Consider the following 26,723-nt stretch of genomic DNA (forward strand, 5'->3'; position numbering starts at 1 on the left):
CGGCGGGCAGATGCGCGGACAGATTGTGTTACACCTGATGAGAAACTATTTAGTTACCAAAGCCGAACCCAGGGCGTAGCGTGTTATCGAAAGCACGTACTACTCGCTCCTGAGAGGCTTTGTCATGAACAGTTGTATGCGTCACGTTGCAGCGCTTGCACTGGCTTTGGCCTTGGTGCCACTGGCCCAGGCTCAAAGCTTGCCCGGCAGCACCGATTCCAATAACAGCCCGATTCACCGGGCCAACCCTAATAGCATGCAGGGCACCCAGCCCAGTGCGCCGTCGGTGCGCGGTATCCAAACCGGGCCCACCCCGCGCGCACCGACCGTGGAAAACGGCGGTATCGGCAACAGCTATCCCAAGCGCAACCCCGTCCCCAGCCGACCCGCCACTGAAACCAAAGCGCCCACCTATGACGCCAACGGCAATCGCCGGTAAGGACTCGCCTTATGTTGCTACGCAAAACCCTTCTCGCCGCTCTCTGTGCAACCGCGATGTTGCCCATGGCGGCTGTTTATGCGGCTGATGGCCAACAGTTCCCCAGCGAACAAGGCAGCATCACTGCCACGGCTATTGCCAAAGGTTTAGACCATCCGTGGGCCGTGGCTTTCCTGCCAGACAAGCAAGGTTTCCTGGTGACTGAACGACCCGGTCATTTACGTTTTGTCAGTCCGGACGGCAAGCTTTCTGCGCCGTTGACCGGGGTGCCCGAGGTCTGGGCCAAGGGGCAGGGCGGTCTGTTGGACGTGGTGCTGTCGCCGGACTTCAAGCAGGACCGCATGGTCTACCTCTCCTACGCGGAGGGCGGCGGCAAGGGCGGTACAGCCGGCACAGCGGTCGGGCGCGGGCGTTTGTCGGCTGACCTGAAAGGCTTGACCGATTTCAAGGTGATCCTGCGTCAGGAGCCCAAGCTCTCCACCGGTAACCACTTTGGTTCACGCCTGGCGTTTGACCGTGATGGCTACCTGTTCGTGACGCTGGGTGAAAACAACGACCGGCCTACCGCCCAGGACTTGGACAAGCTGCAAGGCAAGGTCGTACGAATCTTCCCCGATGGCCGCGTGCCGGATGACAACCCTTTTGTTGGTCAGGAAGGCGTTCGTCCCGAGATCTGGTCCTACGGCCAGCGCAATCCGCAAGGCTTGGCGCTGAACCCGTGGAGCGGCACGATCTGGGAAAACGAACATGGGCCGCGTGGCGGTGATGAGATCAATATCATCGAGCGTGGCAAGAACTACGGCTGGCCGTTGGCGACCCACGGCATCAACTATTCGTTGACGCCAATCCCCGAGGCCCAGGGCAAAACGGTGGAAGGGACGGTGCCGCCGCATCATGTCTGGGAGAAATCACCGGGCATCAGCGGCATGGCGTTCTATGACGCCGACCGTTTCAAACCGTGGCAGCACAACGTTTTCATTGGCGCACTGGTCAGCCAGGAACTGATTCGACTGCAGTTCGATGGTGACAAGGTGATCCATGAAGAGCGCTTGCTGGGCGGCTTGAAAGCACGGATTCGGGATGTACGACAGGGGCCGGATGGCTACCTGTATGTGCTGACGGATGAGGACAACGGCGTGCTGTACCGCGTGGGATTGAACCAGGATTAGTGTAGTGAGCGGGCTCGCCCCGCGCTGGGCTGCGTAGCGGCCCTAATTCGGCAAACGCATTCTTCCAGAAAGAACTTGATTGCCCGGTTTTGGGGCCGCTTCGCAGCCCAGCGCGGGCGGTGCGACGGTTCGACAAGCCCGCTCACTACAAACCCAGGTCGGACAGGCCGGGGTGATCGTCCGGGCGCCGCCCCAGCGGCCAATGGAACTTGCGCTCGCTGTCCTTTATCGGCAGGTCATTGATACAGGCAAAACGATTCGCCATCAGGCCATTCCCGTCGAACTCCCAGTTCTCATTGCCGTAGGACCTGAACCAATTGCCCGAATCGTCGTGCCATTCATAGGCATAGCGCACGGCGATGCGGTTATCGGTAAATGCCCACAACTCTTTGATCAGTCGGTAGTCCAGCTCCTTGGCCCACTTGCGGGTAAGAAAGGCCGCTGCTTGTTCGCGGCTGTGCACGAATTCGGCCCGGTTACGCCATTGGGTGTCTTGCGTGTAGGCCAGGGCCACACGCTGCGGGTCCCGAGAGTTCCAGCCATCTTCGGCCAGGCGTACTTTTTCAAGGGCCGATGCGTGGGTAAAGGGTGGGAGTGGCGGGCGTGTTTCGGCAGCAGACGACATGGGGCGGTACCTCAAAACTATAAGGTTCATCGGGAGTTGTACGGGGTCGTGCGGTCAAAGCTTTAATAGCGTTCGTGCCATGTGTTGCGCGTTATCGGCAGCGGTTGAATCGCCCATCACCAGGGCAACGGTGATGGCACCGTCGATCAGGATCAGTAACTGCGCGGCCTGCCGCTCGGCGTCAGCGCTGCCATGTGCCTGGCACAGTTCCAGTGCGTACTCGAACAGCTTTTGTTTATGCGCCTTGGCCAGCAGCCGTACCGGGTCTTGCGGGTCGCCGGTTTCGCCACTGGTGTTGATGAACGCGCAGCCGCGAAAATCCGCCGAGCCGAACCAGGCCTTGAGGGCATCGAACAGTGCCAATAGGCGTTCACCGGTGCCTTCGCTGCGTTCAACTTCGCTGCGCAGCCAGTGCATCCAGCGTTCATCGCGGCGCTGCAGGGCGGCGATCACCAATTCGTCCTTGTTGGCGAAGTAGCGATAAATACTTTTGCGTGAAACACCGGCGGTTTTCACCAGGAAGTCCATGCCGGTGGCGGCGATGCCATGGCGATAGATCAGCTTCTCGGTGACGTCGAGAATAATGTCGCGGGTTTCACTGTTGGTCATTTCGTTCATGTTGCTAACAGTAGAACGATCGTTCTTCTTGGTCAATCAACTTTTTCCATGCCCGGCAACGAGACCTGGGCACCCCCATGGTGTAAGCTCGGGGCCTCTTCGGATTCGACCCATTGCGAGCCTTATGCCGTCGTTCTTCAAACGCTCCCTGTTGCCCAAACTGCGCGGTTTCCCCCTCACTCCCGACGCTATTGACGTGCTGCCCAGCGCCGATGCCTATCGCCGTTGCCTGCTGGAGAAAATCCCCCAGGCCAGGCGGCGCATCTATATCGTCGCGTTGTACTTGCAGCAGGACGAGGCGGGGCAGGAGATCTACGACGCGTTGCACGCCGCCAAGGCCGCACGGCCGGAACTGGAGATCGTGGTGGTGGTCGATTGGCTGCGCGCCCAACGCGGCCTGATCGGCGCCGGCAAGCAGCCGGGCAACAGCGCCTGGTACCAAGCCATGACCCAGTCACACGCCAGCGAAGTGCCGGTGTACGGTGTGCCGGTGCAAACCCGCGAGCTGTTCGGCGTGCTGCACCTCAAGGGCTTTGTGATCGATGACACCGTGCTGTACAGCGGCGCGAGCCTGAACAACGTGTACCTGCACAAGTTCGACAAGTACCGTTTCGACCGCTACCACTTGATCCACAGCCAGCCGCTGGCCGACTCCATGCAACACTTGGTAGAGCACGGCCTGGTGGCGTCAAAGGCGGTGCACCGCCTTGACCTGCCCAACCCGCCGACCACCCGCAGTTTGCGCAACGACATCGGTGATCTGCGCAGCCGGCTCAAACACGCGGCCTACGACACCACGGCGGGGCAGTTGCCCAATGGCCACCTGTCCGTCAGCCCGCTGCTCGGTGTAGGCAAGAACAATCCCCTGAGCCGGGTGATCCTTGAATTGATCGCCAGCGCCCAGCATCAACTGACGATCTGCACGCCTTATTTCAACCTGCCGCTGCCGGTAACCCGCGAAATCAACCGCGCCCTGGCGCGCGGGGTGAAGATCGACATCATCGTTGGTGACAAGACTGCCAACGACTTCTACATCCCGCCCAGCGAACCATTCAAGGTCATCGCGGCGCTGCCTTACCTGTATGAAATCAGTCTGCGTCGCTTCGCCAAGCGTCATCAGCGCGACATCGATAATGGCCAGTTGAACCTGCATTTATGGCACGACGGCGACAACAGCTATCACCTCAAGGGCATGTGGGTCGACCAACGCTACACTTTGCTCACCGGCAACAACCTCAACCCACGAGCATTCCGCCTCGACCTGGAAAACGCTTTGCTGATCGACGACCCACAGGGCCAGTGGCTAGAGCCACGACGCACCGAGCTGGCACAGATTTTCCAGCACACCACGCGAATAGAGGGTTACCAAGACCTGCAAACGCTGGTGGACTACCCGGCGGCGGTTGGCAAGTTCCTGCGGCGAGTCAGCCGGGTGCGGATTGAGCGGTTGCTGTACCGCATTCTATAAATCCTGCATACATTGCAACACTGTAGGCGAAGCGACTAAGACTTCGCTTACAGTGCGACTTTCTGTGTTCTTAATAGATTGACTGCCTACCGGGCAGGGATGCGCGGCTTTTCCGTCAGGACTCAGCCAGCAGAGGACACTCTCATGTCATCCATTTCCTCGTATTCGCCGCCTCCCGAGTTTCGTCAAATTCCCCTTCATTCTGAAGCGCTAACGCTTACTCCTTCATTTGTGCGTCGCACTCGGTCTACGGCTGACGAAGCGCCTGTGATTGCGACGCCGACCTGGACCCTTGAAGCGCCTGGCGAGAACGTTAATACCAGCCAGGGCGACACCGTCCTGGCTGGACGTTTGAGCAGCGCCGTGAGCAGTGGGCAAGTGCGGGTTAACATTCCCCACGGCAGCAGCCTGGAAAAGGCCTTGCAGCTCTATCGCGACTTGCTTAATCAACCGCAGACACTGGACTGGTTTGCGCGCAAAGGGCTGGAATTGGATAGCTTGACCTTGCACAAACACGAGGTGAAGGGCTACACCACCCGCGACGGTGTGCGCACCGCTGTCGCATTCAGTGCCACCGATGACAGCGGCTGGTGGCAAGCTTCGGCGAAAATGCGCGCCATCCGCGACCTTCTGGACCCCGAAGACAAGGGGATGCCTTACCTTGATAGCGGCGAATACCAAGTCCCTCTGCATGTCGCAACTTCAGCGTATGACCTGCCAGTAGGAGAAGCGCCGAAGAGTCCGCTGGTGCTTTCTCCTGCCGTGGCGGCTGGCATGACGGACGTCAGGCGCGTGATTGCCGACCTGGATGAGCGCGCCTTTCTAGCCTCCTTGATGGAGGCGCATTTATTGGACATGCCGGCTGATCGCCCGATTGATTGGACGCTGCAGCAGATAAACGTGTCGCCGGCTTCCGCCGAAGGTATCGGGCATCAGGCGCGCTACAACGTCGACCAGTTGCTCCAATACAAGGGCCTGGGCTCACCCCGGACGGCTGGGGCCTCACGCCACGTCATCGAGTGGTTGCGCGTGGCGTTGCCACCCGCTCCGGTCGAGGGTGACTACAGTGGGCTAGATGCCAGCCAGCCAGCGCGTGCGCAATGGCGCGCCTTGGAGAGTCCTCCTGGCTCCGTGGGTGGGTTCGAGCTTTACCATCCCGTGAACATGGGCCGTACCTTCAGCGAAGTGCGCAACGACCTGGTACAACACCTGCGCGATCAGAAGGGCCTGGAACCCGACCTTGCAGGGCAGGTTGCGACCATCGGGCTGGCCCAGGTTGCCCCGGAGTTCCTGGTGCGTGAAGGGACCGAAGCGACAACGATCGGAACGCCCGCCTGGACCGAACTGCGCTTGGGGTGCGAGATGGCGGAAGCCGTGGCACCTGGCACCTCGCGAGCATTGAATTCAGAACAGGTCCGTGCGCTGACGACGTTGGTGCCGACCTCTGACGAGCAGCGCACGTTGATGCAGGTTCGTGCGTCCCGTGTGCTGCTTGATTGGGCGGTGCTCAACGGAATTGTGTCTGCCAAGCCCCAGGGGCAGCATACGGCAAGCGACCTGAAGAAGGCTTCCGAGGTATTCAACCGCCAGCGCAGGCTGGCCACGCGGGCGTTCAATATCACTGGCACGCCATTACCAACGCGTAGGCTGCTGGCCCAGCAAGAGTTGTTAAAAGTGTTCCCGGATAAAAGTGCCCGTCAGTTGGAGGCCATGACGGTCCAGTTGGTCGATGCACAAGAACGCAGAAACCTGCGAACCTCCGAACCTCGTACACGCTCACTGATCGATACCTACATGACCGGTGACCTGGTGCCCGGCAAGTGGATATTGAGCAGTGATGTGCCTCCAACCGGCCCCGGGCAAGCGTCACGTACGCCCTTTCAATTTCAGAACGATGAAACACTCCCGATGCCCGCGCGCAACAAACTGGACGGGCTGATCCGGCGACTGCCTGCTTTGGACGACTTACTCAAAACCGCCGTCAGCAAACACCACAACGCGCAGCAAAGAGCATTTGTGACAAAGCTGAAGCTGATGTTCGCCAAGTTGCCCCTGTCTGACCGCCAACGTATCGAGCTGGGGGCCGTGGACTTGTTTACCCTGCGCAAGAAAACCGGCAAGCAACAGGTGTGGGAATCGGATGATGACCGTGCCGCAGTCACGGGGCGCCAGGGCACACTGATGCGCGTACTGCATGATCAGGCGGTGACTTACTACGAAGTGCTCAATAGCGGCAGGATTATCCGGCATGACGACCCTGCTGCTACGAGCGCGCTCGACAAAGTGGTGCGCGACAAAAGCTACTTGGGGCAATACAAGTTGCAGGGCCAACTTTACATTCGCGGCGGGCATGATGTGCCGCTGGATTTTGAAGCCTATGCCAGCGGTAGCCAGCCAAGGCCCGGCGTGACGTCGCCGGATGTCATCATCGACCGACTGGGGCGCTATGTAGAGGCCGGCGCGCTTCCCGCAAATCAGACCCTGGCCACTTTTGTGCCCGACAGTTACCAGTCGGACCGTGTCGAGTTCATTGCGTGTGAGATTGCGGAACAGAACTTCTATGAAAGTGCGGAGCAGATGCTCAAAAGGGCCAAGGGGCAATTGCCTGTGGAAAAGAGCCGGGCGGAGCATGCGCGAGATATCAACCTGCTGACTTCGCTTGTGCCGTTCGTGGGGGCTTATCAGGATTTCGCCGATGGCAATGTCGCCAAGGGCCTTCAAAGCCTGGCCTTGGATGTGGGCGGCGTGCTGATTGGCGCCGGTGGCCAGGCGCGTAAGTTACTCGGCTCGGCGAAAGCGTTTGCGCTAAGCAGTCTGGCGCCGACTCGTGGAAAGCTGAGCGCTTCAGTCAAGCCCTGGGCACCCAAAGTGGCATGGTCATGGAATGAGCCAAAGCTCCGATTCAGCGACGCAGCCTTGGATTTTTCAAAGCAGACAGTGCAATTTTTCAACGCGGTTTTCAACCCTCTGGACGGCTATCCGCGGTTGTTGGGTGCTACATCCCGAGGTTTGGCCAAGCTGCCGAGGCTGACGACCACAACCCCTTTGGGGCTGAGTAAAGCCTTGCCTCATCTGGCAATGGCCGAGGAGAAATTGAAGTGTTACTTCCTGGTTGGGACTGGCCTGGTCGATCCAGGCAAGCCACCGGTAATAAAGTCGGAATGAGCGCAAGGGTCACTCATCCAATGGGGATGAGTGACCCCCGGCGCATCAGTTCAGACCCAGCTTGCCACGCAAGGTGGACAAGTCTTCAGCGAGCGTGTTGACCGGGCCAACCAGGGCTTTGCGGTCGTTTTCCTTGACCTTGTCATAGGTCTCAAAGCCACCGTCCTTGGTCTTGTACTTGGCCAGAATCTTGTCCACGGTGGCGAAGTTTTTGTCGACCTTGGCCAGGAAGGCCTTGTCTTGTTTCTCGATCTGGCCACGGAACAGGTCGACGATTTTCTTCGCGCCGTCGATGTTGCCCTGGAAGTCGTACAGGTCAGTGTGGCTGTAGCGGTCTTCTTCACCGGAGATCTTGGTGGCGGCGACTTCTTCCAGCAGCGCGGCGGCGCCGCCCACGACTTTCTCGGGTGGGAAGGTCAGGCCGTCGACACGGGTCTTGAGGTCGTTGACGTCGGTGTTGAGCTTGGCGGTCAGTTCTTCCAGGCCTTTGGTGGTGTTCTGCGAGAACAGCACATATTCGATGCGGTGGAAGCCTGTGAAGTCTTCGGCAGTCACGCCTTTTTCGTGGTCATCGACTCGGGAGTCGATGGAGGCGTCAAGGTCGCTGAACAGTTCGGCGATTGGCTCGATGGACTCATAGTGCACACGGGTCGGCGCGTAGAGCTTTTTGGCGGTAGCCAGGTCGCCCTTGTTGATGGCGTCGGTAAACGCTTTGGTCTGGGTGACCAGCTCACCGATTTCTTCGGTGACGTAGATCTTGTAGTCCGACACCGGGCCCACCAGGTCCAGCGGCGCGGTAGCGGCAAACGCTGCCAGCGGTGAAAGGGTCAGCAGCAACGACAACGCGATAGACGACTTTTTCATGGGACGATTTCCGCTCTGGGGTTTGTTTTAGGTATTGGCAGTGGTTTGAGGGTGCGTTGCAGCGAGCAGCGTGCGCCCAATGAAATCCTTGGGCCCCGTGACCCCCGGCAAGGTGAAGAAGTACCCGCCGCCGACTGGCTTGAGGTATTCCTCCAGAGGCTCGCCGTTGAGCCGGGTTTGCACGCTGATAAAGCCTTTCTCCAGGTCAGCCTGGTAGCAGATGAACAGCAGCCCCATGTCCAGCTGACCGTTTTTGTTGACGCCGTTGGAGTAGTTGAACGGCCGACGCAGGATCAGGTTGGCCTGAGTCTGCGGGGTGCGTGGGTTGGCCAGGCGGATGTGGGCATCGAGCTTGGTCAGCTTGCCTTCCGGGTCCTTGCTGTAGTCGGGAACCTGGGTTTCTTTTTGGCCATCCATGGGCGCGCCCGTGGTCTTGACACGGCCAATGATGCTTTCTTGCTCTTGCAGCGGGGTACGGTCCCAGCGCTCGACGAAGTTGCGGATGATGCGCACCGCCTGATAGCTGCCGTTGGCGGCCCAGGTCGGTTCGTCACTGCCGGGCTGCACCCACACAATCTGGTTCATGGCGGTGTCGTCGTTGGAGTTCGGGTTGGCCGAACCGTCACGGAAACCGAGGAAGTTGCGCGCGCTTTGTGCCGGCTCTCCAGGTTTGCTCGGCGCCTGGGGCGGCACGCTGCCTTCCTGCTTCCAGCGCACCAGCAGCAGGTCGGGCAGGTTTTTCACGATGTCGCGCAGGGCGTGGATGTTGGTGTCCGGCGTGTTGGAGCTGAATTGCAGGCTCAGGTCGCCGTGGCACTGCGCGGGCTCCAGCGCGTCGTTAGGGAAGCCGACCATGCGAATCAGGCGCTTGGGCTTGGCTTTGGCAAGCCCGAAGCGTTCATCGAACAGCGATTCACCGATGGAGACGGTGATGGTCAAGTTATCCGGTGTGACCACTGGCCCGAGGATCCCGGAGTCGGTGGGCGGCAGTTTCGGGTCGACTTGCGGCACGGTGCCGCCGGTCATCAAAAAGCTGATGCGCTCGTTCAGGGTGCGGAACAAGCGCTCCAGGTCTTCGCGGTCGCTGGCCAGTACGTCGAATGCCACCACCATGCCGCAGGCCGGGCGTGGCGTGACGATACCGCTTTGGTGTTTGCCGAAAAAGTCGTGATGGTCCTGGGTCTTGTCGCTGCGCGGCGCGGTGGTGACTTGTTCGGCTGCGGCTGCCATGGCCGGGCAGGTCAGGGTACTCCCGGCGATTGCAGCGCCGGTGGCCGCCATGCCCAGCAGGACACGGCGACGCTGAAGGTTGGTGTGTTCTGAATCACTCATGTGTGCGGTCGTCTTCACTGCAGGCCAGAAAGGCCGAGGGCTGGGTCGATTCCATCGAGTGCTGCGGCCAGAGCCTTGGCCTTGTCGGCGATCTGCTTGCGCTGATCGGCCGTAACGCTGTCGTAGCGGCTGTACTGACCGTCGACTTTCAAATCATTGAGTTGTGCATCGATTGCGGCGAGCGCAGTGTCGATTTTTGGCAGCAAGTCGGCGGCGGACTTGACCAGCAGCGGGCGCATCAACTCGACAACCTTGTGGGCGGCCTCCAGGTTGGCGGCAAAGCCATTCAGGTCGATGTGGCTGTAGCGCTCCTCTTCACCACTGATGGCGCGCACATCCGCCAGGCTATTGAGGTTGCGCACCACGATGCTCACCAGCTGCTCTGGCGGCAGGGACTGGGCCAACAGCTGCTGCTTGAGCGCGGTGACGTCGGTCACCAGGCGCGCGGCAACCGGGGCCAGGCCGTCGAGGCTGCGTTGCTGGAACAGGCTATATTCGAGGCGGTGGAAGCCACTGAATGCCGGATCCTGTTCACGCTTTTCGAAGTAGTCGGCACGCGCGTTGATCGCGTTGTCCAGTTCCGCCAAGCGTTGGGAGGCCGGGGCCAGGCGCTGGTAAGCCTCACGGGCTGGCACGTAAAGCGCCTGGGCTTGGGAGAGGTCGCCGGCGTCGATGGCCTGTTGCAGGGCAGTGACAGCCTTGACCAGCGCGCTGCCCTGGCCACTCAAGTAAACGCGGAACTCCGACAGTGGGCCGATAAACGCCACCATCGACGGCTTGGCTTTGGCCTGGGCATCCGACTCGGCAGTTGGCGTGACATGCAAGGTGCCACGCGGGTTGCTCAGCAGGCCACACGTGATCGCGTAGTCGCCGGGCAACAGGTTGGCGTTGATCACTTGGCTCAGGCCAGGGGCGATATTTTCGCGCTCTTCGATCACGAGCACGCCGTCGAGGATTTCCCATTCCACTGCCCGGTCAGAGCGGTTGATGATACGAAAGCTCGCGCGCCCGGCAGGCACGGTCAGTTCATTTGGCTCGCAGGCGTGACCATGGATGGTCACCGCGATTTCATTGTGGTTGGTCTGGCGCTTGCTCGCGGCCAACTGCGAGGCGTAATAAAACAGGCCACCGGCGGCGATCATCACGACCACCGAGCCCGCCACGGCCCAGCGCAGCGCGCGGGGAGGCGAAGCCGGTTTAGGGGTTGGGTTGGACAAGGGACGGTCCTTACTGGCTGGAAACGGAAGAAGATTCAGAAACAGGCCTGGGCGGCGGCGCGGGCAGGAAGAACATCACCAGGGCCACCACCAGGTAAATCAGATAGGCGCCCAAGGTGCTGACGGTAGGAGCTTCCTGGTAACCGAACATGCCGGCGAGTACCGAGCCCAACGGGCTGTCCATCGGCAACACCGCGCTGAAATCGAACAATACGGTTTGCAAGTGGTTCCATACGCCCGCTTCGTGCAAGGCCTGTACGGAGTTGGCGAGGATGCCGGCGGCTACCACGAGGATGAACAGGCCGGTCCAGCGGAAAAACGCGCCGAGGTTCAGGCGCATGCTGCCGGTGTAGATCAGGAAACCCACGATGATCGCCAGGATCAGGCCGAGCAGGGCGCCAATCGGCGCACCCGGGCCTTCGCTCTGTTGGAACACGGCCAGCAGGAAGAACACGGTTTCCAGGCCTTCGCGGGCCACGGCGAAAAACACCATGAGGATCAGCGCGGTGACCTGATGCTTGGAACCGGCCAGCGCATGATCAAGGGATTGATGCAGGGAATGCTTGATGGAGCGCGCTACTTTGCGCATCCAGAACACCATGGAGCTGAGGATGCCCACAGCGACCAGGCCAACGATGCCTTCGAACAGTTCCTGTTGTTTCTGCGGGAATTCGGCACTGACCAGTTCCAGGCCACCACCGACCAGCAGGGCCAGGGCGGCGGCGAGAAACACCCCAATCCACACGGCGGGCATCCACTGGCCACGGCCGGTTTGTTGCAGGTAACTGGCGATAATGCCAACGATCAGGGCGGCTTCAATGCCTTCGCGCAGCATGATCAGAAAGGGAACAAGCATTCGGCACCGCATCACGATTAGATAGGATGCTAATTTGTAACATAATGATACTCATTACTAAACAAGCAATCTTGACCTTTTCTGAACTGCGGCTGAACGGTGGTGGCGAAACGCAAGCCACCTTATGATGCACGCCATTATCTGCGGCAATGAATGCATGATCCCCTATGTCGGAAAAAGACACCATCTCCATCCACCTCGTGCGCGAAGCCTTGTTGCAGAGCTGTGCGCCGGGCGCCGCCACGGCCGAAGTGCTGGGCAAAGCCGGCATCGACCCGTTGCTGCTGGAGCAGCCTTCTGCGCGGGTGCCGGCCACGTCCTACGCGCGCTTTTGGCGCTTGCTGGCGCGGCGCATGGATGATGAGTTTTTCGGCATGGACCCACGCAAGCTCAAGTCCGGCAGCCTGGAATTCCTCTGTCGCGCGGCGATGGCGCAACCGACCCTGGGTGCGAGCCTGGAAACCGGCCTGGGTTTTCTGTCGTTGATGTTGGAGCGGATGCCTGCGCAATTGGTGCGGCAGCAAAGCCTGGCTGAAATCGTGTTGTTGGAGCCAGAGCTGGAACCCAAGCGTGCGTTTACCTGCTTTACCTACTGGATGATCGTGCACGGTGTCGCGTGTTGGCTGGCCGGAAGACGGATTCCGATCCTGGCGGTGGAATTGCGCTGCCCGCAGCCGGACTTCTGCGACGACTACCAGGTGATGTTTTCCGACAACCTGCGCTTCGACCGGCCGCGAACCCGCATGATCTTCTCCGCCGATTGCCTGGACCTCCCGGTCAAGCGCAGTGCAGAAGAACTCAAGCGCTTCCTCGCCCACGCACCGGCCAATATCCTGGTCAAATACCGCGACCCCGACAGCCTGGCGACCCGCATCAAACACAACCTGCGCCAGATGCCCCCCGACACCTGGCCAGAAACCGACGGGCTGGCCGCCAGCCTGTGCATCTCCGCATCTACCCTGCGCCGCCGTCTGGCGGAGGAGGGGCAGACCTACCAAGGCCTCAAGGACAGCGTGCGCAAGGAGCTGGCGATCGTGTGGTTGGCGGAACCGCAGATCAGTTTTGCCGAGATTGCGGAGCGGTTGGGGTTTGCTGATACCAGCTCATTCTACAAAGCGTTTCGTAAGTGGGCAGGGTCCAATCCCGGGCATTACAGAAGTTTGATTCTGGGGGAGCAGGGCTAGACGAAGGGTTCTCTGTATGCCGAAACGTCTGGCTCGGTCCGCAGCGTTATCTTATTCCTCCAGGTTACCGCCCCCGACAACCTGAGCACTCTTGAGCTACAGACGAGTGCACGACATGTTATCAACCGTTCCCCGCATTACCCAAGCATCTGGCTCTGGGCGATTTGACCCTCCGCCCTTCGTTGAATCATCGACCGCAGAGCGCTCAGGCCCCGTGGTACGAGATGAACGCCCCATGGTTTCACCCAGTAAACTCGCCACCGCCGTGTTGGATGCACGTGAAAAAGAACGCTGGCTGGTGGCGATCGAGGCGCGTGCAAACGGCAAAGCTGACGACACAACACTTGATTTGGAAGACATCCGATTCGACCTGGCGCGGGGCGGCGATCGCGACGTAAGAGAGACGACCGCCCTGCAGTTCTTGCAACAACTTTGGCCGCACATGAACGCGCAGAACGCCCCCAGCACGGTTGGGCAGGCGCGCAACTTGATCAAATGGCTACGACATCCGCTGCCGGCGGGCCCGGCAATGGGCAATTATTCCGGTGCTTGGCTGGGGGCTCAGGCGCCCTCGCTTTCTGGGTTGCTCCCGCAAGAGCGCCAACAGTTGATCGCGGCGTTCGAACGTGATGTAGGGGCTGGCATTCTAAACGGCATACCGTCGACCACCGAGAATATGGATGACCGGATCACCCGGCATCTGCATAGTCATGCGCCGCTCAATCGCTTTCGCCAGCAAATGTTGCTGTCGGCCATAGGCCATATTGACGCGGGAATGACAACAGTACAGCGCAACCAATTGCTGCTCACTGCGCAGATGCTGCACATCGATCCCGAACTGGGCTTACGGAGGAACCATATCGCCGGTTTCGACCTATACGCCCCGGCGAACGCGGGGCGCACCCTGGCGCAGGTCCGAGCGGCACTGGAGAACCATTTGGTGCGTCACAAAGGCGTACGCCCGGAGGCCGTGCAAGCCACTGCTCACATCATGCTGGCCAATGTCGCCCCGGAATTCCTGGTACGTGACATGCCGGCTACGCTGCACATCGGTTCGCCTGCCTGGTTGGCATTCAGGAAAACGGTGGCATTGCTGGAGGAGTCCGCGGCGGGATCTAGTCGCACCCTGACGTATGATCAGGTGCTCGAGCGCTCTGCGCTTGAACCACTGACACCTGAGCAAGCCGTGCTTTTTCATGCGGCCGAGACAGACCCTCTGCTCGATTGGGCCAAAATGCACGGTGTCATCGCGTTACGTGAGGATGATAAATACACCGCCGAGGACCTGAAACAAGCCGCCCAACAGTACCGCGTCTACATCGAGGCAACTCATCAGGCAACCACAACACTGAGTACACCGGTGGTTGGCAGGAGAGCGTTGGCCGAGGCCGATCTGAAACGGGTGTTTCCCGGCCGTGACGTCAACAAACCGGTGCATTTTGTGGAAAACGTGCTTTTTTTTTCGCCGACTCACGATGTGCGCTATCAGCAAAGCCTGGTCGACTTGCACATGATGGGGCTCTTGAAAGATGGCAGGTTTGATTCGCTGCTCAATGACGCCTCGCCGATCAGTACGCCGTCTAACAGCCAGTTCGCCCCTGAGTTTGCTGGCCTGAAAGCGCAGTTCTCCAAGCTGAAGTATTCCAGGCAAATGCTCAATCAAGCGGCCAAGGACAACTCGATCGGGTTCCATAGCGCTATTTCAACTGGCCTGAAGGACATTCTCAGCAAAATGCCCCACGCAGACAGGGAAGCGCTGGAAACCCAAAAGCTGACCTTTTATCAGGTACAAGCCGAATCGATTGATGGCAAAGGAACGACCGGCAAAAGTGCGCAAGCGCAATTGGCAGCAGTGCAGGGCCGTTATGGCTTCCTGATCAGCGCAGGAGAAGGAAAAGACGCCAAGTGTTTCGAGTTTTTCCCCATGAGCGGCGCCTATGTCGAGCGGCCGGAGTTTCTTGCCGCGCTGGACAATGGCGAGGCAGTGGTCCCGAACCTGTGGAATATCCGGATGAAGTCCCATGTCGATGGCAGCGATGCCGGCGCGTCCGAGATCCAAGTCAGGGCGTTGCGCCAGACACTGCCAGCGGCTTCGGGGTCAACTGCGCCGTTGTCACCTCTTGGCTTTTTTTCGCCTCGTGCCGAAGCGATTGCACAACACGTTTCCAAGCAGAATCTGGTGTTGAACCTCGATAGTCTCCAGGCTCTAGCCTCAGGCAGCACCCCGCGAGAAAACTTTGAACAACGCGCCAAACTGGTAGTGAAGACGCTGGTAAACACGCTCATTCCCTTTAAGGCGTGCTACGACGATGTCGTGTCTGGTCGTGTTAAACAGGATCTTGGCGCGATGGCGGGGTGCGCCACTGATGCGGTGGCGGCCATCTCCGTGGTTGCGGGAGGCGTCGCTGAAGGGGCGGGCGCCATTGCTCGGGCGGAGTCTGGGTTTTCCCGGTTGGGGGCGGCCACTCGTGCCGTGGGCTCAATCACTAACGGGCTGTTTAACCCCGTTGCCGGGCTTGCCGAGCCGCTAGCCAATGCGAGCAAGTGGCTCGAGGAGAAGTCTTTGTTGCGGCTCAGCCGCCGTGAGGGCCCGCTGCGTGACGCCTGGAGAGCGCAACTTGACGAGCAACGGGCCGGGCGGCCTATGCAAATGCTCCGAGGGTCGCTCAAAGAGGCTGGAACCGTGGGCAAGGAGGAGGCCGTTGCCGCCAACGCCACGCCTGAAACACGTGCAACACGTGCAGAAGTCAAACAAATGGTGGAGCGAGCGCAGCCCCTGATGGTTTCAAAACTCAACGATGCGCTGCAGGTAATGGCAGACCCGGCACTGACTGATGATGTTGATTTTGTGCTCAAGAATTTTCAGGGGATGTCCCCCACACAGGCGCGCAAATTGATGAACTCTCGACTGTCAGGTCTCAAGGCCAAGGCTGAGGTACTGACGGCGAAAAATGTAAAATTCATGCGTTCGAAAGACCACGATTGGGTTGCACAGGTCAATCCCGAGGATTTCAAGCTAGATCGGTCGGGGAAGTTCATTGAAGTGAATATCGACGGTGCCAAACGTTACTACCAGCATTTCGGCTCGAATGAAGGTGCAATGAGCAATGCGCTGATCCACGAGCTGGACCACCTTCCAGGCAAGCTGACTCAGGGATCTCTCGATTTTGCGTACCTCACACGGCTGAAAAAGAACGAGGAAAATGCGGCCGGCCTGTTGAACTTGGCGAAAGGCCATACTGAGCCACAAGCATTCGTGAGTGCGGGAGAGGATGCATCGGCGCTGGTGGGCAAGGCAGGCGTCAACATGTTTGGCTCGCGCGCGGGCAGCCTGAATGCAGAGTCCACCATGACCAGCGTGGCGTTGCTGGCGCAATTGAAGAACGACCCAGGATTGTTTAAGCAGAACCGCCTAATTATTGAAAATGCGCTGAATTCATTTGGAGCATCGCCCATCACCGAGCAGGTCCCTATCAAAATAGTCAGCAAACGATCCATCAACACACCTGCGCCAGGGTTGATGTATATGGTCGATCGGAGCTCCCAGCAGCTGCTCGGTGTATTCAGGCTAATGCAACATCCGCCGGGCTCTATTGATCCGCAGAAGCCACCTACTCAACAGACGGCACGCAGCCAAGCATTCAAAAGGTATATTCAGGAGCATCTTGTTTTATGAGTGCGGCGAGCAATCCATTTTTTATATAACGGTGGGTATGGAGTTGGCCTGTGATGCTGCTACAGCAAGGGACTAGGAAATAACTTACTGGGTGCTTCATTTGTACTACAGAGCCGTCTTTCAATGTTTTAGGAAGCCGCCGGCTTACCTCAAGTAATAATTCATGCATAGTCGTCGCCACGGGTCCTACTGTTGAGCTCGGATAACTTTTTCTATGGTCAGCACGTGTCTTCGCAGACGGTGGCGTGCTGCCTGGAGGGCGGCCTATGTATAAATAAAAAGTCGATGGTTTAAACGCAAATAACTTAATTGTTTAACACGTGAGGTGAGAACCATGAAAAGTTTTTTTGCAATCCCCTTTTTTGGCGTTGGCGCTGACGTCGTTTCAGGCAAATGCGTTGTGTTTGTATATTACGGAGAGCTTTAGCGGGATTTTGTCACCTAAAGACGAGATTACTGCGAATGGCCCATTTTCAATCACATCGGCAGGCGGCTGCGCGGGGGCCAGCATTAATGCAACGATTTCTGCGTCAGGAGCAGGAAGCGCACCTCGGATTTATATTGAGCGCGCAGTTGGAAGCGCATGGACGCGCCAAACGTTCGGCATAGGACCCAACGCGTCCTACTCCGGGCCCCATGGCGCTTATCGTGTGGTGATTGAAAATCCTGAAGCAGTTTCCAAAGCGTATTCAGGAACCGTCAGATACGGTAGGTGAACGACAGATGAGAGTGCAAAGTTGGTTTCTTTGCACCTCACTTTATCTGATCTATGTCACGCTTTTTCGTCTACTGATAAATCATTTTGTGAAGAGTTAATAAAATAGGCGAGCGCGTTAATTGCTTGATTGGCCACAATCATTCCCTTTCTCCAAGCCGCAAATCCTGGTTCCTGCTTGGTTTTTTCAGAGTAGCCGTCTAAGGCAGCTGTTTGTTCTTCAAGCCGTTGGTCGAATAATGCGATTGCATTGAATTTGACGTCCTTCTCTGCTTGCTTGCCGTCGTGGTCGAACACTCGACGGCCAGCGATGAATACCGTCAAGGCTTCTACATCAATGAGTTTGTTATCGTAAAGCTTGCTGCCCACTTTTTTTAGGTCGTTGAGGCTGATGTTGGTCATGTCATAGCCTTTCAGAAATTTTTTTAGATCGGCAATTTGCTCGTCTTTTTTTATGTTTAATGCTTCTGCAGCTTTTGACTCTTCCGTCACCGTAAAGTCAGTGATGACTTTTTTAGGGTTTTGAATGATATAGCCTGGGCTCGCCTTGCTTTGCGCGGCGGTTGAATTAATGGCCATCTTGAAAATCTCCATTAATCGAAAGCTACGCCCCTATATATCGACTAAGTCTGCCAACACTTTAAAAAAAGCCCCACGTCCGAATGGTCCGCAGGGCTAAAAATTGGCTGGATGCGACCAACCAAAGGAGCGCTTTACATCAATTGCTGCTGGCGACCACCGAGTCCGGCTGCCAGCCACCACCCAAGGCTTTGTAGATCGCGACGATGCCGCGATACAGGTCCACTTCGGCCTGGGCCTGGGAGTCTTCGGCGGCCAGGCGTTCACGTTGGGCGTCCAGCAGCACCAAGAAGTCCACCGTGCCTTCGCGATAGCGGATGGCGGCGAGGTCAGCGGCGGCGCGGCTGGATTCGCTTTGGCGGATCAGCGATACCAAGCGTTGCTGGCGCTTGCCGTAGTCGCTGAACGCGTTCTCGGACTCTTCGAGCGCTAGCAATACTTGCTGCTCGTAGGTCGCCAGCGCGCCATCGGCTTCGGCATTTGCACCGCGCAAACGCGCGCGCACGCTGCCCAGGTCGAAGGCGGCCCAGGTGATGCTCGGGCCGAGGGACCAGGCGTTGGCAGCCGCAGAGCCGATCTGCGAACCACGCCCAGCGGTAAAGCCGAGGAAGCCGCTGAGGCTGACCCGTGGGAACAGGTCGGCCTTGGCCACGCCGATCCGCGCGGTAGCAGCGGCCAATTTACGTTCGGCGCTGAGGATGTCCGGACGACGTTGCAGCAGTTGCCCCGGGTCGCCAATCGGCAACGCCTTGGCAATCGCCGGCAGGTCTTTGGGGCTCAGGTCCACCGTCAACTTGTCCGGGCGTTGGCCGAGGAGGGTAGCGATGCGGTTACGCTCGCGCACCTGCTCAGCCTGCAATTGCGGCACGCTGGCTTCGACTGCCGCCAGGCGCGCATCGGCACGTTCCACATCCAACTGATCGCCCACGCCGGCATCGCGCAGGCTGACGGTGATGGTGCGCGATTCCTGCTGGTTTTTCAGGTTGTCCAAAGCAATGCGTTCGCGCAGTTGAGCACCACGCAGTTGACCGTAAGCATCCACCAGCTCGGCAATCATGGTGACTTGCAGTTGGTACAGGTCGGCCTCGGCTACTTGTTGGTCAGCGTCGCTGGCCTCCAGGTTGCGGCGAATACGACCGAACAGGTCCACCTCCCAAGCCATGTCCAGGCCTAGGTCATAGCGCTCGCTGTTGACGCGCTTGGTGGTCTGGCCGGGGATCTGCCCCTTGCCCACATCGCTGCTGGCGCGGGAGGTGACCACGGGCATGATGTCAGTGGCCACGTCATCACGAATCGCACGGGCTGCCCGCAGGCGGGCAAAGGCCACGCGCAGGTCACGGTTACCGCTCAGCGACTGAGTGACCAGTTGATTGAGGGTAGGGTCGTCGAACTGCTGCCACCAGATGCCTTCGTACTTGGCGTGGTCATACTGCTTGGCATCGGCGGCGGCCGTGATATTGGCCGCCTCCAGCTTCTCGGTTTTGTAGTCCGGGCCTACGGCACAGGCGCTCAGCGCCAGTACCAGCAAACTCGGCAGGAATACTTTCACGCTCATTGCTGTGTCTCCAGCTTCAAGGCCTTGGCCGCTTTGCGTGCTTCGCTGCGCTCCACATAACGACGGATCAGTACGTAGAACACTGGCGTCAGCAACAGACCGAAGAAGGTCACGCCGATCATCCCGGAGAACACCGCCACGCCCATGGCATGACGCATCTCGGCACCCGCACCGCTGGACAACACCAGTGGCACCACACCCATGATGAACGCGAATGAGGTCATCAGGATCGGCCGCAGACGCAGACGGCAGGCTTCCAGTACCGCAGCCAGTGGGTCGAGACCCTCCGCTTGTTTATCCTTGGCAAACTCGACGATCAGAATCGCGTTCTTACAGGCCAGGCCCACCAGTACGATCAGGCCGATCTGGGTGAAGATGTTGTTGTCACCGCCCGAGATAATCACCCCGGTGATGGCCGACAGCAGCGTCATCGGGACGATCAGGATCACCGCCAGTGGCAGGCTCCAGCTTTCGTACTGAGCCGCCAGTACCAGGAACGCCAGCAGCACGCACAGTGGGAACACGAACAGTGCGGTATTGCCCGAGAGGATTTGCTGATAAGTCAGGTCGGTCCACTCGTAGGTCATGCCGTTGGGCAGTTCTTCTTTCAGCAGTTTTTCAATCGCAGCTTCTGCCTGGCCCGAGCTGTAGCCCGGTGCAGCGTTGCCGTTGATCTCTGCGGTGATGAAGCCGTTGTAGTGCATCACGCGGTCGGGACCCGAGGTGTCGCTGACCTTGATGAAGGTCGCCAGCGGGATCATCTCGCCTTTGTTGTTGCGTACTTTCAACTGGCCGATCTGGTCTTCATCCAGGCGGAACTGTTGCTCAGCCTGTACGTTGACTTGGTACGTGCGGCCAAAGCGGTTGAAGTCGTTGGCATACAGCGAACCCAGGTAGATCTGCAGGGTGTCGAAGATGTCGCTGATCGCCACGCCATGGGTCTTGGCTTTTTCGCGGTCGATGGCAGCATCGACCTGTGGCACGTTGACCGTGTAGCTGGTGAACAAGCCGAACAGCTCCGGTGTCGTGCGGCTCTTGGTGATGACGTTCTGCACCTCTTTGTACAGCTCGTCGTAACCCAGGTTGCCACGGTCTTCGATCTGCAGGCGGAAACCACCAATCGTACCCAGGCCCTGTACCGGCGGCGGTGGGAAGATCGCCATGTAGGCTTCCTGGATGCTGCTGTACTTGCCATTCAGTGCGCCAGCGATTGCACCCGCCGACATGCTTGGGTCTTTACGCTGATCAAACGGTTTCAAGGTCACGAACACGATGCCGCTGTTCGGGCTGTTGGTGAAGCCGTTGATCGACAGGCCCGGGAACGCCACGGCACTTTCCACGCCCGGCTGTTTCAGGGCGATGTCGGACATGCGCTTGATCACGTCTTCGGTACGGTCCAGGCTTGCGGCGTCCGGCAATTGAGCGAATGCCACCAGGTATTGCTTGTCCTGGGCCGGTACAAAACCGGTGGGCGTGTGGGCAAAGCCCAGCCAGGTCAGCACCATCAAGCCGGCGTACAGGAACAGCGCAATACCACTGCCGCGAATCACTCGGCGCACGGTGCCGACGTAGCCATGGCTGGCCTTGTCGAAGAAGCGGTTGAACGGTTTGAACAACCAGCCACCGAGCAACTTGTCGAGGAACCGCGAGAACGCGTCCTTCGGTGCGTGGTGACCTTTGAGCAATACGGCTGCCAGTGCTGGCGACAGGGTCAGGGAGTTGAACGCCGAGATAACGGTCGAGATCGCAATGGTCAAGGCGAACTGTTTGTAGAACTGCCCCGTCAAGCCGCTGATGAAGGCCGCCGGGATGAACACCGCACACAGCACCAACGCGGTAGCGATGATCGGGCCGGTCACTTCGCTCATGGCTTTTTCAGTGGCGGGGAACGGTTCCAGGCCAAGCTCGATGTTCCGTTCGACGTTCTCCACCACCACGATGGCGTCGTCCACCACGATACCGATAGCCAGTACCAGGCCGAACAGCGACAGGGCGTTAAGCGAGAAGCCAAACAGGTGCATGACCGCAAACGTACCGATCAACGATACCGGCACCGCCACCAAAGGAATGATCGAGGCGCGCCAGGTTTGCAGGAACAGGATGACCACCAGCACCACGAGGATCAGTGCTTCGAACAGGGTGTGCACCACCGCTTCGATGGAGCCCCGCACGAAGATGGTCGGGTCGTAGACGATGCTGTAGTCCATCCCTTGCGGGAAGCTCTTTTTCAGCTCTTCCATCTTGCCGCGGACTTCGTTGGAAATCTCGATGGCGTTGGAGCCTGGACGCTGGAAGATCGGGATCGCTACCGCCGGCTGGTTGTTGAGCAACGAGCGCAGCGCGTATTGGCTGGAACCCAGCTCTACCCGTGCGATGTCCTTGAGGCGGGTGATTTCACCGTTATCGCCTGCGCGAATAATGATGTTCTCGAACTCTTCCTCGGTCACCAGGCGACCTTGGGTGTTCACCGACAGTTGGAAGCTGGTGGCATTCGGCGCAGGTTGTGCACCCAGCGCACCGGCGGCCACCTGACGGTTCTGCTCACGGATCGCATTGACCACGTCGGTGGCGGTCAAATTGCGCGAGGCGGTCTTGTTCGGGTCGAGCCAGACACGCAGCGAGTAGTCGCCCATGCCGAACAACTGCACGTCACCCACACCGCCCAAACGCGCCAACTCATCCTTCACGTTAAGCAAGGCGTAGTTGGACAGGTAAAGCATGTCGTAACGCTGATCCGGGGAGGTCAAGTGCACCACCATGGTCAGGTCAGGGGAAGCCTTGTCCACGGTAATACCGATGCGTGTCACTTCCTCCGGCAGCTTTGGCTGAGTCCGGGTGACGCGGTTTTGCACCTGCACCTGCGCGTTATCCAGGTCAGTGCCCAGGGCGAAGGTAATAGTGAGGGTCAGCTTGCCATCGGCGGTCGACTGCGAAGACATGTACAGCATGTTTTCGACGCCGGTGATGGCTTGCTCCAAAGGGGCCGCCACGGTTTCACCGATGACTTTAGGGTTGGCACCCGGGAAGTTGGCGCGGACCACCACGGTCGGCGGCACCACTTCCGGGTATTCGCTGATCGGTAATTGGAACAGCGAGATCGCACCGGCGATCAGGATCAACAGCGACAGCACTGCTGCGAAGATCGGCCGCGAAATGAAGAACTTGGAAAAATTCATCTTGAGTCGTATCCCTTAACCGCGTGGAGTCGCAACGGCTGCGAGCTTGGGCGCGGTTTTTTCCGGCGCCACTTGCTCCAGGTTGCTGGCTTCAAGCGCTTGTCGTTGTTGGGCCAAGGCGGCGAGGGTTTCCTTGCTGGCCATCGGAATGGTTTCCGGGGCGACTGGCGAGCCAGGACGCACGCGCTGCAAGCCCTTGACGATAATAGTGTCGTCCTTGTTCAGGCCGCTGCGCACGATGCGCAAACCTTCGATTTTCGGCCCCAGTTCCACCGAGCGATAAGCCGGCTTGTCGCCTTCCATCACCAGCACGAATTTCTTGCCCAGATCGGTACCGACGGCTTCGTCGTTGATCAGCACGGCGGAGTAGGTGCCGCTGCCGACCAGCTTCAGGCGTGCATACAAACCAGGGGTGTATTCGCCCTTGCTGTTGTCGAACACAGCACGGCCACGGATGGTGCCGGTGGCTGGGTTGACCTGGTTGTCGACAAAGTTCATCTGGCCCAGGTGCGGGTTGCCGGTTTCGTTGGACAGGCCCAGGTACACCGGGGTGGTCGCGCCACGGCGGCCTTGGCGGGCCAGTTCGGTGTACTTGAGGAACACGCGCTCATCGGCGTCGAAGTAGGCGTAGACCTTGTCGGTGGAGACCACGCTGGTCAGCGGGGTAACGTCGGCGGTCACCAGGTTGCCGGCAGTGATTTCGGCGCGGCTGACGCGGCCGCTGATCGGCGAGGTCACGCGGGTAAAACTCAAGTTCAACTTGGCCAGGTCCAACTGCGCTTGAATGCCGGCGACTGCCGCGCGCGCTTCCTGGGCAGCCGTGGTGCGCGAGTCGGCCAGTTCGGCAGAAATCGCGTTGCTCTGGCGCAGGCGCTCTCCACGTTGGGCTTCGTTATCGCTGCGGGTGGCGGCGGCGCGGGTCTGTTGCAGTTGGGCTTCAAGACGACGCACTTCAGCCTGGAACGGACGCGGGTCGATCTGGAACAGCAAGTCGCCTTTCTTAACAAGGGCACCTTCGGTGAAGGCCACCTGGTCGATCTGGCCGGACACGCGCGGACGGATCTGCACGGTTTCGGGAGCTTCGAGGCGACCGGTGAATTCATCCCACTCGTTGACCGGCTGTTCGAGTACTTTGGCCACGCTGACCGCTGCAGCTGGCATGGCGGCCGCTTGCTCCGGGGTTTTGCCGCACGCGCTCATCACCACCACGGCCAAAATCGCCAGGGGGAAGCGCAAATGTTTGAGTGACTGTTCCATGAGGTGCATCCGCCAATGTATTTGAGATGGGCGGATCATGCGCGGCGAGGTGCTATGTCACGAATCGAATGAAGCAAAGGTAACTATCATTCGGAATGATATAAGCGCTGGAAAAGCCCTCTAGCATGGGCTTTTCGTTAGGGTGCTATCAATGGCCTTGATGACAAAGCATTGTTGCACGCAGCGCAATCATCCCTAAATACCGGACCCCCGCCTTATTGGCGTGCGTCATTGTGCGTCACATGAATATCCAGTGCGAAATGGTGGGGTCGGCGCTCCGTACGGAAAATCGACTGCAGTTGCCAGGGCTTGGAGCCTTGGCCGAAGACGCGTCTTTCAACGGGAGCACACCATGATTCAACACCTCAAGACCGCAAAGCCAGTGGCTGCGCAGGCTGAAATTGCCAGCCAGGTTCGCGACGTCGTGGCGGACATCATTGCCAACGTCGGTCGCCGCGGTGACGCCGCGGTCCGCGAGTATTCCAAGCAGTTTGACCAGTGGGACCCCGTCAGCTTTCGTTTGTCGGATGAAGAAATCGCCGCCTGTGTTGCCAGTCTCTCGGAGCAGGAAATCGGCGATATCAAGTTCGCCCAAGAGCAGGTGCGCCGTTTTGCCCAGGTGCAAAAAGCCGCGTTGGTGGATGTTGAAGTCGAGACGCTGCCGGGGGTGATCCTTGGGCACAAGAACATCCCCGTTAACTCAGTGGGCTGCTACATTCCCGGCGGCAAATACCCGTTGCTGGCCTCGGCGCACATGAGCGTGCTCACCGCCAAGGTGGCTGGCGTAAAACGCGTGGTGGCTGCTGCGCCACCGTTTGATGGCCGACCGCATCCGGCGATCGTCACCGCGATGTACCTGGCGGGGGCCGACGAAATTTATTGCCTCGGTGGGGTGCAAGCCATCGCTGCGCTTGCGTTGGGCACTGATACCTTTGCGCCGGTGGACATGGTCGTCGGCCCCGGCAACGCCTATGTGGCGGAGGCCAAGCGCCAGCTGTACGGCAAGATCGGCATCGACTTGATCGCCGGCCCCACCGAAACGCTGGTGATCGCCGACGAAACCTCCGACGCAGAAATTGTCGTGGCCGACCTGCTGGGCCAGGCTGAACACGGCGTGAACTCCCCAGCGGTGTTCCTCACTAATTGCGCCGCGCTGGCCGATGCGATTCCTGCCGAGATCGAGCGCCAACTCGCCGTGCTGCCAACCGCGGCCGTTGCTTCGGTGGCCTGGCGTGACTACGGGGAGATCATCTTGTGCGACACGGTGGAAGAACTGGTGCAAGAGGCTGATCGGATCGCCTCCGAGCACGTCCAAGTGATGACCCGCGACCCGCTGTATTTCCTGGAGCACATGACCAACTACGGTGCGCTGTTCCTGGGTGAGCGCACCAACGTGTCCTATGGCGACAAAGTCATCGGCACCAACCACACCCTGCCGACCACCAAGTCGGCGCGCTACACCGGTGGGCTGTGGGTCGGCAAGTTCATCAAGACGTGTACCTATCAGCATGTGCTGACGGATGAGGCCTCGGTGCTGGTGGGCGAGTACTGCTCCCGTCTCTGCGGTATGGAAGGTTTCGCGGGCCACAAGGAGCAGGCTGATATCCGCATCCGGCGTTACAAGAAGACCGCTTGAACCCAACCCTGCTGCCCGCAATGGGCAGCAGGGGCAGGACTGTCAGTCTTGCCCGCCCCAGACAATCCCCGCATTGTCCCCCGTCATATATTCGCGTACCTCGAACGGCAGCGATGCATCCCCCGGCAGCAGCACCGTGGCCTCGCGCAGGTGACGCTTGCGGATCAGCCCCTTTTCCACATAACCCAAGGTCAGGCGGGTGGAGAACGGTTGCCGGTAAGACGACGACGCCACCCCCGTGACCAAACCATGCAGAAAACGAATCGGCCGACGATGCTGCGGGGTCAGGATCGAAAAAGTGATCTCGTTACGTTGCTTGCCTTCGAAGTCCACCATGAACAAACGGTCGCCGAGCAACAGGCAAAATCCGTGGTAGGTGAATGAATAACCGGTCTTGCCGCTGCCATCCTGCAACGGGAAGCGCTCCACTGTGACGTACTGCACCATCGAGTCTGCACGGTACAGGCACGTGACCGAACGCAGGATGCGACCTTTATAGATCGACGAGTTGTGATAGCGGTAATACACGCCCAGGTAGTCGTCCAACCCTTGCACGGAGGCCTTGGCCAGTGGCAGGAAGTGGTTGAACTGCGCCGATGCCCGCAGGCCGATGGGCAATTCGTTCTCGAAGCCCTCGTAGAACTTCTTGAAGTCCGCCGGCTCACGAAACAGGTCCTCGGCCTCCATCATGAAATAGCGGGCGATCTTCTGCAGGATCTTCTGCGACGGCACATGCTGGCCGGCCAGGTACTTGTTGAACTGTTGGCGGTTCACATCGATCTTGCGGCACATGTCAGCGACTGACCGGCACGACTCCACCAGCGTGGCGAGGTTTCTTTGTACGTTGCCTTGCAGGTCACTGCGCACTTGGTGGCGCTCACCATGGGAGGGGGCGGTTACAGCGGGCATGGGCGGATGTCTCTCCTCAGGTACGGCGTTTTATCGTTTTTTTCGTACAGTCAATCAGGCGCGAGCTGCGGTTTGCGCATGCTAGATAGTCTGCCTGCGAGCGTCTAGCCTCGCAGGCAGCGCCTGTCGCATGCAGCACATGTGCGTCGGTTTGCGTCACCCACGAGCCAGGTGCGAAATTGAGCCCGGTGCGTGATCTCTCGATACTCGAAGCCTGAATTCCAATAACGAAGGGGCCATAGCCCCTCGACAGGTGAACCATGCTATCGAGCAAACACGACAA

General features: G+C 59.2%; 18 protein-coding genes. 7 read left to right on the plus strand and 11 right to left on the minus strand.

The window, feature by feature from the left end:
• The first annotated feature begins 124 nt into the window (after positions 1 to 124).
• On the plus strand, positions 125 to 439 hold the full coding sequence (locus HF257_RS30325; protein WP_185709888.1) for a hypothetical protein: 315 nt from the start codon (positions 125 to 127) through the stop codon (positions 437 to 439).
• An 11-nt stretch (positions 440 to 450) separates the two neighbouring features.
• Complete coding sequence (locus HF257_RS30330; protein WP_185709887.1) at positions 451 to 1,608, plus strand: PQQ-dependent sugar dehydrogenase; 1,158 nt, start codon at positions 451 to 453, stop codon at positions 1,606 to 1,608.
• A 145-nt stretch (positions 1,609 to 1,753) separates the two neighbouring features.
• Here HF257_RS30330 and HF257_RS30335 read toward each other — a convergent pair whose 3' ends face one another.
• Positions 1,754 to 2,233: a nuclear transport factor 2 family protein gene (locus tag HF257_RS30335; RefSeq protein ID WP_185709886.1), complete on the minus strand. Its 480-nt coding sequence runs from the start codon at positions 2,231 to 2,233 to the stop codon at positions 1,754 to 1,756.
• A gap of 54 nt (positions 2,234 to 2,287) precedes the next feature.
• Positions 2,288 to 2,851 (minus strand): TetR/AcrR family transcriptional regulator, encoded by a 564-nt coding sequence (locus HF257_RS30340; RefSeq protein WP_185709943.1) that lies wholly within the window; start codon positions 2,849 to 2,851, stop codon positions 2,288 to 2,290.
• A gap of 124 nt (positions 2,852 to 2,975) precedes the next feature.
• Between HF257_RS30340 and pssA the strand changes: the two genes are divergently transcribed.
• Entirely contained in the window at positions 2,976 to 4,319 is a 1,344-nt protein-coding gene (gene pssA, locus HF257_RS30345; protein ID WP_185709885.1) for a CDP-diacylglycerol--serine O-phosphatidyltransferase, read from the plus strand.
• 420 nt (positions 4,320 to 4,739) lie between these two features.
• Positions 4,740 to 7,484, plus strand: a complete 2,745-nt coding sequence (locus tag HF257_RS30350) for a hypothetical protein (RefSeq protein WP_185712139.1) — start codon at positions 4,740 to 4,742, stop codon at positions 7,482 to 7,484.
• A 45-nt stretch (positions 7,485 to 7,529) separates the two neighbouring features.
• Here HF257_RS30350 and efeO (HF257_RS30355) read toward each other — a convergent pair whose 3' ends face one another.
• From efeO (HF257_RS30355) to efeU, 4 genes are read right to left on the minus strand one after another with little or no spacing between them, the layout of a single operon-like run.
• The gene (gene efeO, locus HF257_RS30355; protein WP_185709883.1) at positions 7,530 to 8,348 is read right to left on the minus strand and encodes an iron uptake system protein EfeO; all 819 of its coding nucleotides are present in this window, start codon (positions 8,346 to 8,348) and stop codon (positions 7,530 to 7,532) included.
• A 27-nt stretch (positions 8,349 to 8,375) separates the two neighbouring features.
• Positions 8,376 to 9,698, minus strand: coding sequence for an iron uptake transporter deferrochelatase/peroxidase subunit (efeB, locus tag HF257_RS30360; RefSeq protein WP_185709882.1), 1,323 nt, complete (start codon positions 9,696 to 9,698; stop codon positions 8,376 to 8,378).
• Positions 9,695 to 10,897, minus strand: coding sequence for an iron uptake system protein EfeO (efeO, locus tag HF257_RS30365; protein ID WP_185709881.1), 1,203 nt, complete (start codon positions 10,895 to 10,897; stop codon positions 9,695 to 9,697). Before efeO (HF257_RS30365) ends, efeB begins: the two co-directional genes overlap by 4 nt.
• Positions 10,898 to 10,907: 10 nt before the next feature.
• The gene (gene efeU / locus HF257_RS30370) at positions 10,908 to 11,753 is read right to left on the minus strand and encodes an iron uptake transporter permease EfeU (RefSeq protein WP_185709880.1); all 846 of its coding nucleotides are present in this window, start codon (positions 11,751 to 11,753) and stop codon (positions 10,908 to 10,910) included.
• A gap of 167 nt (positions 11,754 to 11,920) precedes the next feature.
• On the opposite strand from efeU, the gene HF257_RS30375 reads away from it, so the two are divergent.
• Together HF257_RS30375 and HF257_RS30380 are read left to right on the plus strand one after the other, a co-directional pair.
• Positions 11,921 to 12,937 carry an AraC family transcriptional regulator gene (locus tag HF257_RS30375; RefSeq protein ID WP_185709879.1) on the plus strand — a complete coding sequence of 339 codons (1,017 nt, stop codon included), beginning with the start codon at positions 11,921 to 11,923 and terminating at the stop codon, positions 12,935 to 12,937.
• Between the two features lie 235 nt (positions 12,938 to 13,172).
• Positions 13,173 to 16,613: a hypothetical protein gene (locus HF257_RS30380; RefSeq protein ID WP_185709878.1), complete on the plus strand. Its 3,441-nt coding sequence runs from the start codon at positions 13,173 to 13,175 to the stop codon at positions 16,611 to 16,613.
• A 772-nt stretch (positions 16,614 to 17,385) separates the two neighbouring features.
• Here HF257_RS30380 and HF257_RS30385 read toward each other — a convergent pair.
• From HF257_RS30385 to mexE, 4 genes are all read right to left on the minus strand, one after another.
• The gene (locus HF257_RS30385) at positions 17,386 to 17,907 is read right to left on the minus strand and encodes a hypothetical protein (protein ID WP_185709877.1); all 522 of its coding nucleotides are present in this window, start codon (positions 17,905 to 17,907) and stop codon (positions 17,386 to 17,388) included.
• Positions 17,908 to 18,046: 139 nt separating this feature from the next.
• Positions 18,047 to 19,462, minus strand: coding sequence for an efflux transporter outer membrane subunit (locus HF257_RS30390; protein WP_185709876.1), 1,416 nt, complete (start codon positions 19,460 to 19,462; stop codon positions 18,047 to 18,049).
• Positions 19,459 to 22,638, minus strand: a complete 3,180-nt coding sequence (locus tag HF257_RS30395) for an efflux RND transporter permease subunit (RefSeq protein ID WP_185709875.1) — start codon at positions 22,636 to 22,638, stop codon at positions 19,459 to 19,461. The genes HF257_RS30390 and HF257_RS30395 overlap by 4 nt, the downstream gene beginning before the upstream one ends.
• A gap of 15 nt (positions 22,639 to 22,653) precedes the next feature.
• Positions 22,654 to 23,895, minus strand: a complete 1,242-nt coding sequence (gene mexE / locus HF257_RS30400; protein ID WP_185709874.1) for a multidrug efflux RND transporter periplasmic adaptor subunit MexE — start codon at positions 23,893 to 23,895, stop codon at positions 22,654 to 22,656.
• A 352-nt stretch (positions 23,896 to 24,247) separates the two neighbouring features.
• Between mexE and hisD the strand changes: the two genes are divergently transcribed.
• The gene (gene hisD / locus HF257_RS30405) at positions 24,248 to 25,531 is read left to right on the plus strand and encodes a histidinol dehydrogenase (RefSeq protein WP_185709873.1); all 1,284 of its coding nucleotides are present in this window, start codon (positions 24,248 to 24,250) and stop codon (positions 25,529 to 25,531) included.
• Between the two features lie 42 nt (positions 25,532 to 25,573).
• Here hisD and HF257_RS30410 read toward each other — a convergent pair whose 3' ends face one another.
• On the minus strand, positions 25,574 to 26,440 hold the full coding sequence (locus HF257_RS30410; RefSeq protein ID WP_185709872.1) for a helix-turn-helix transcriptional regulator: 867 nt from the start codon (positions 26,438 to 26,440) through the stop codon (positions 25,574 to 25,576).
• Positions 26,441 to 26,723 lie beyond the last annotated feature (283 nt).

The organism is Pseudomonas cremoris, assembly GCF_014230465.1.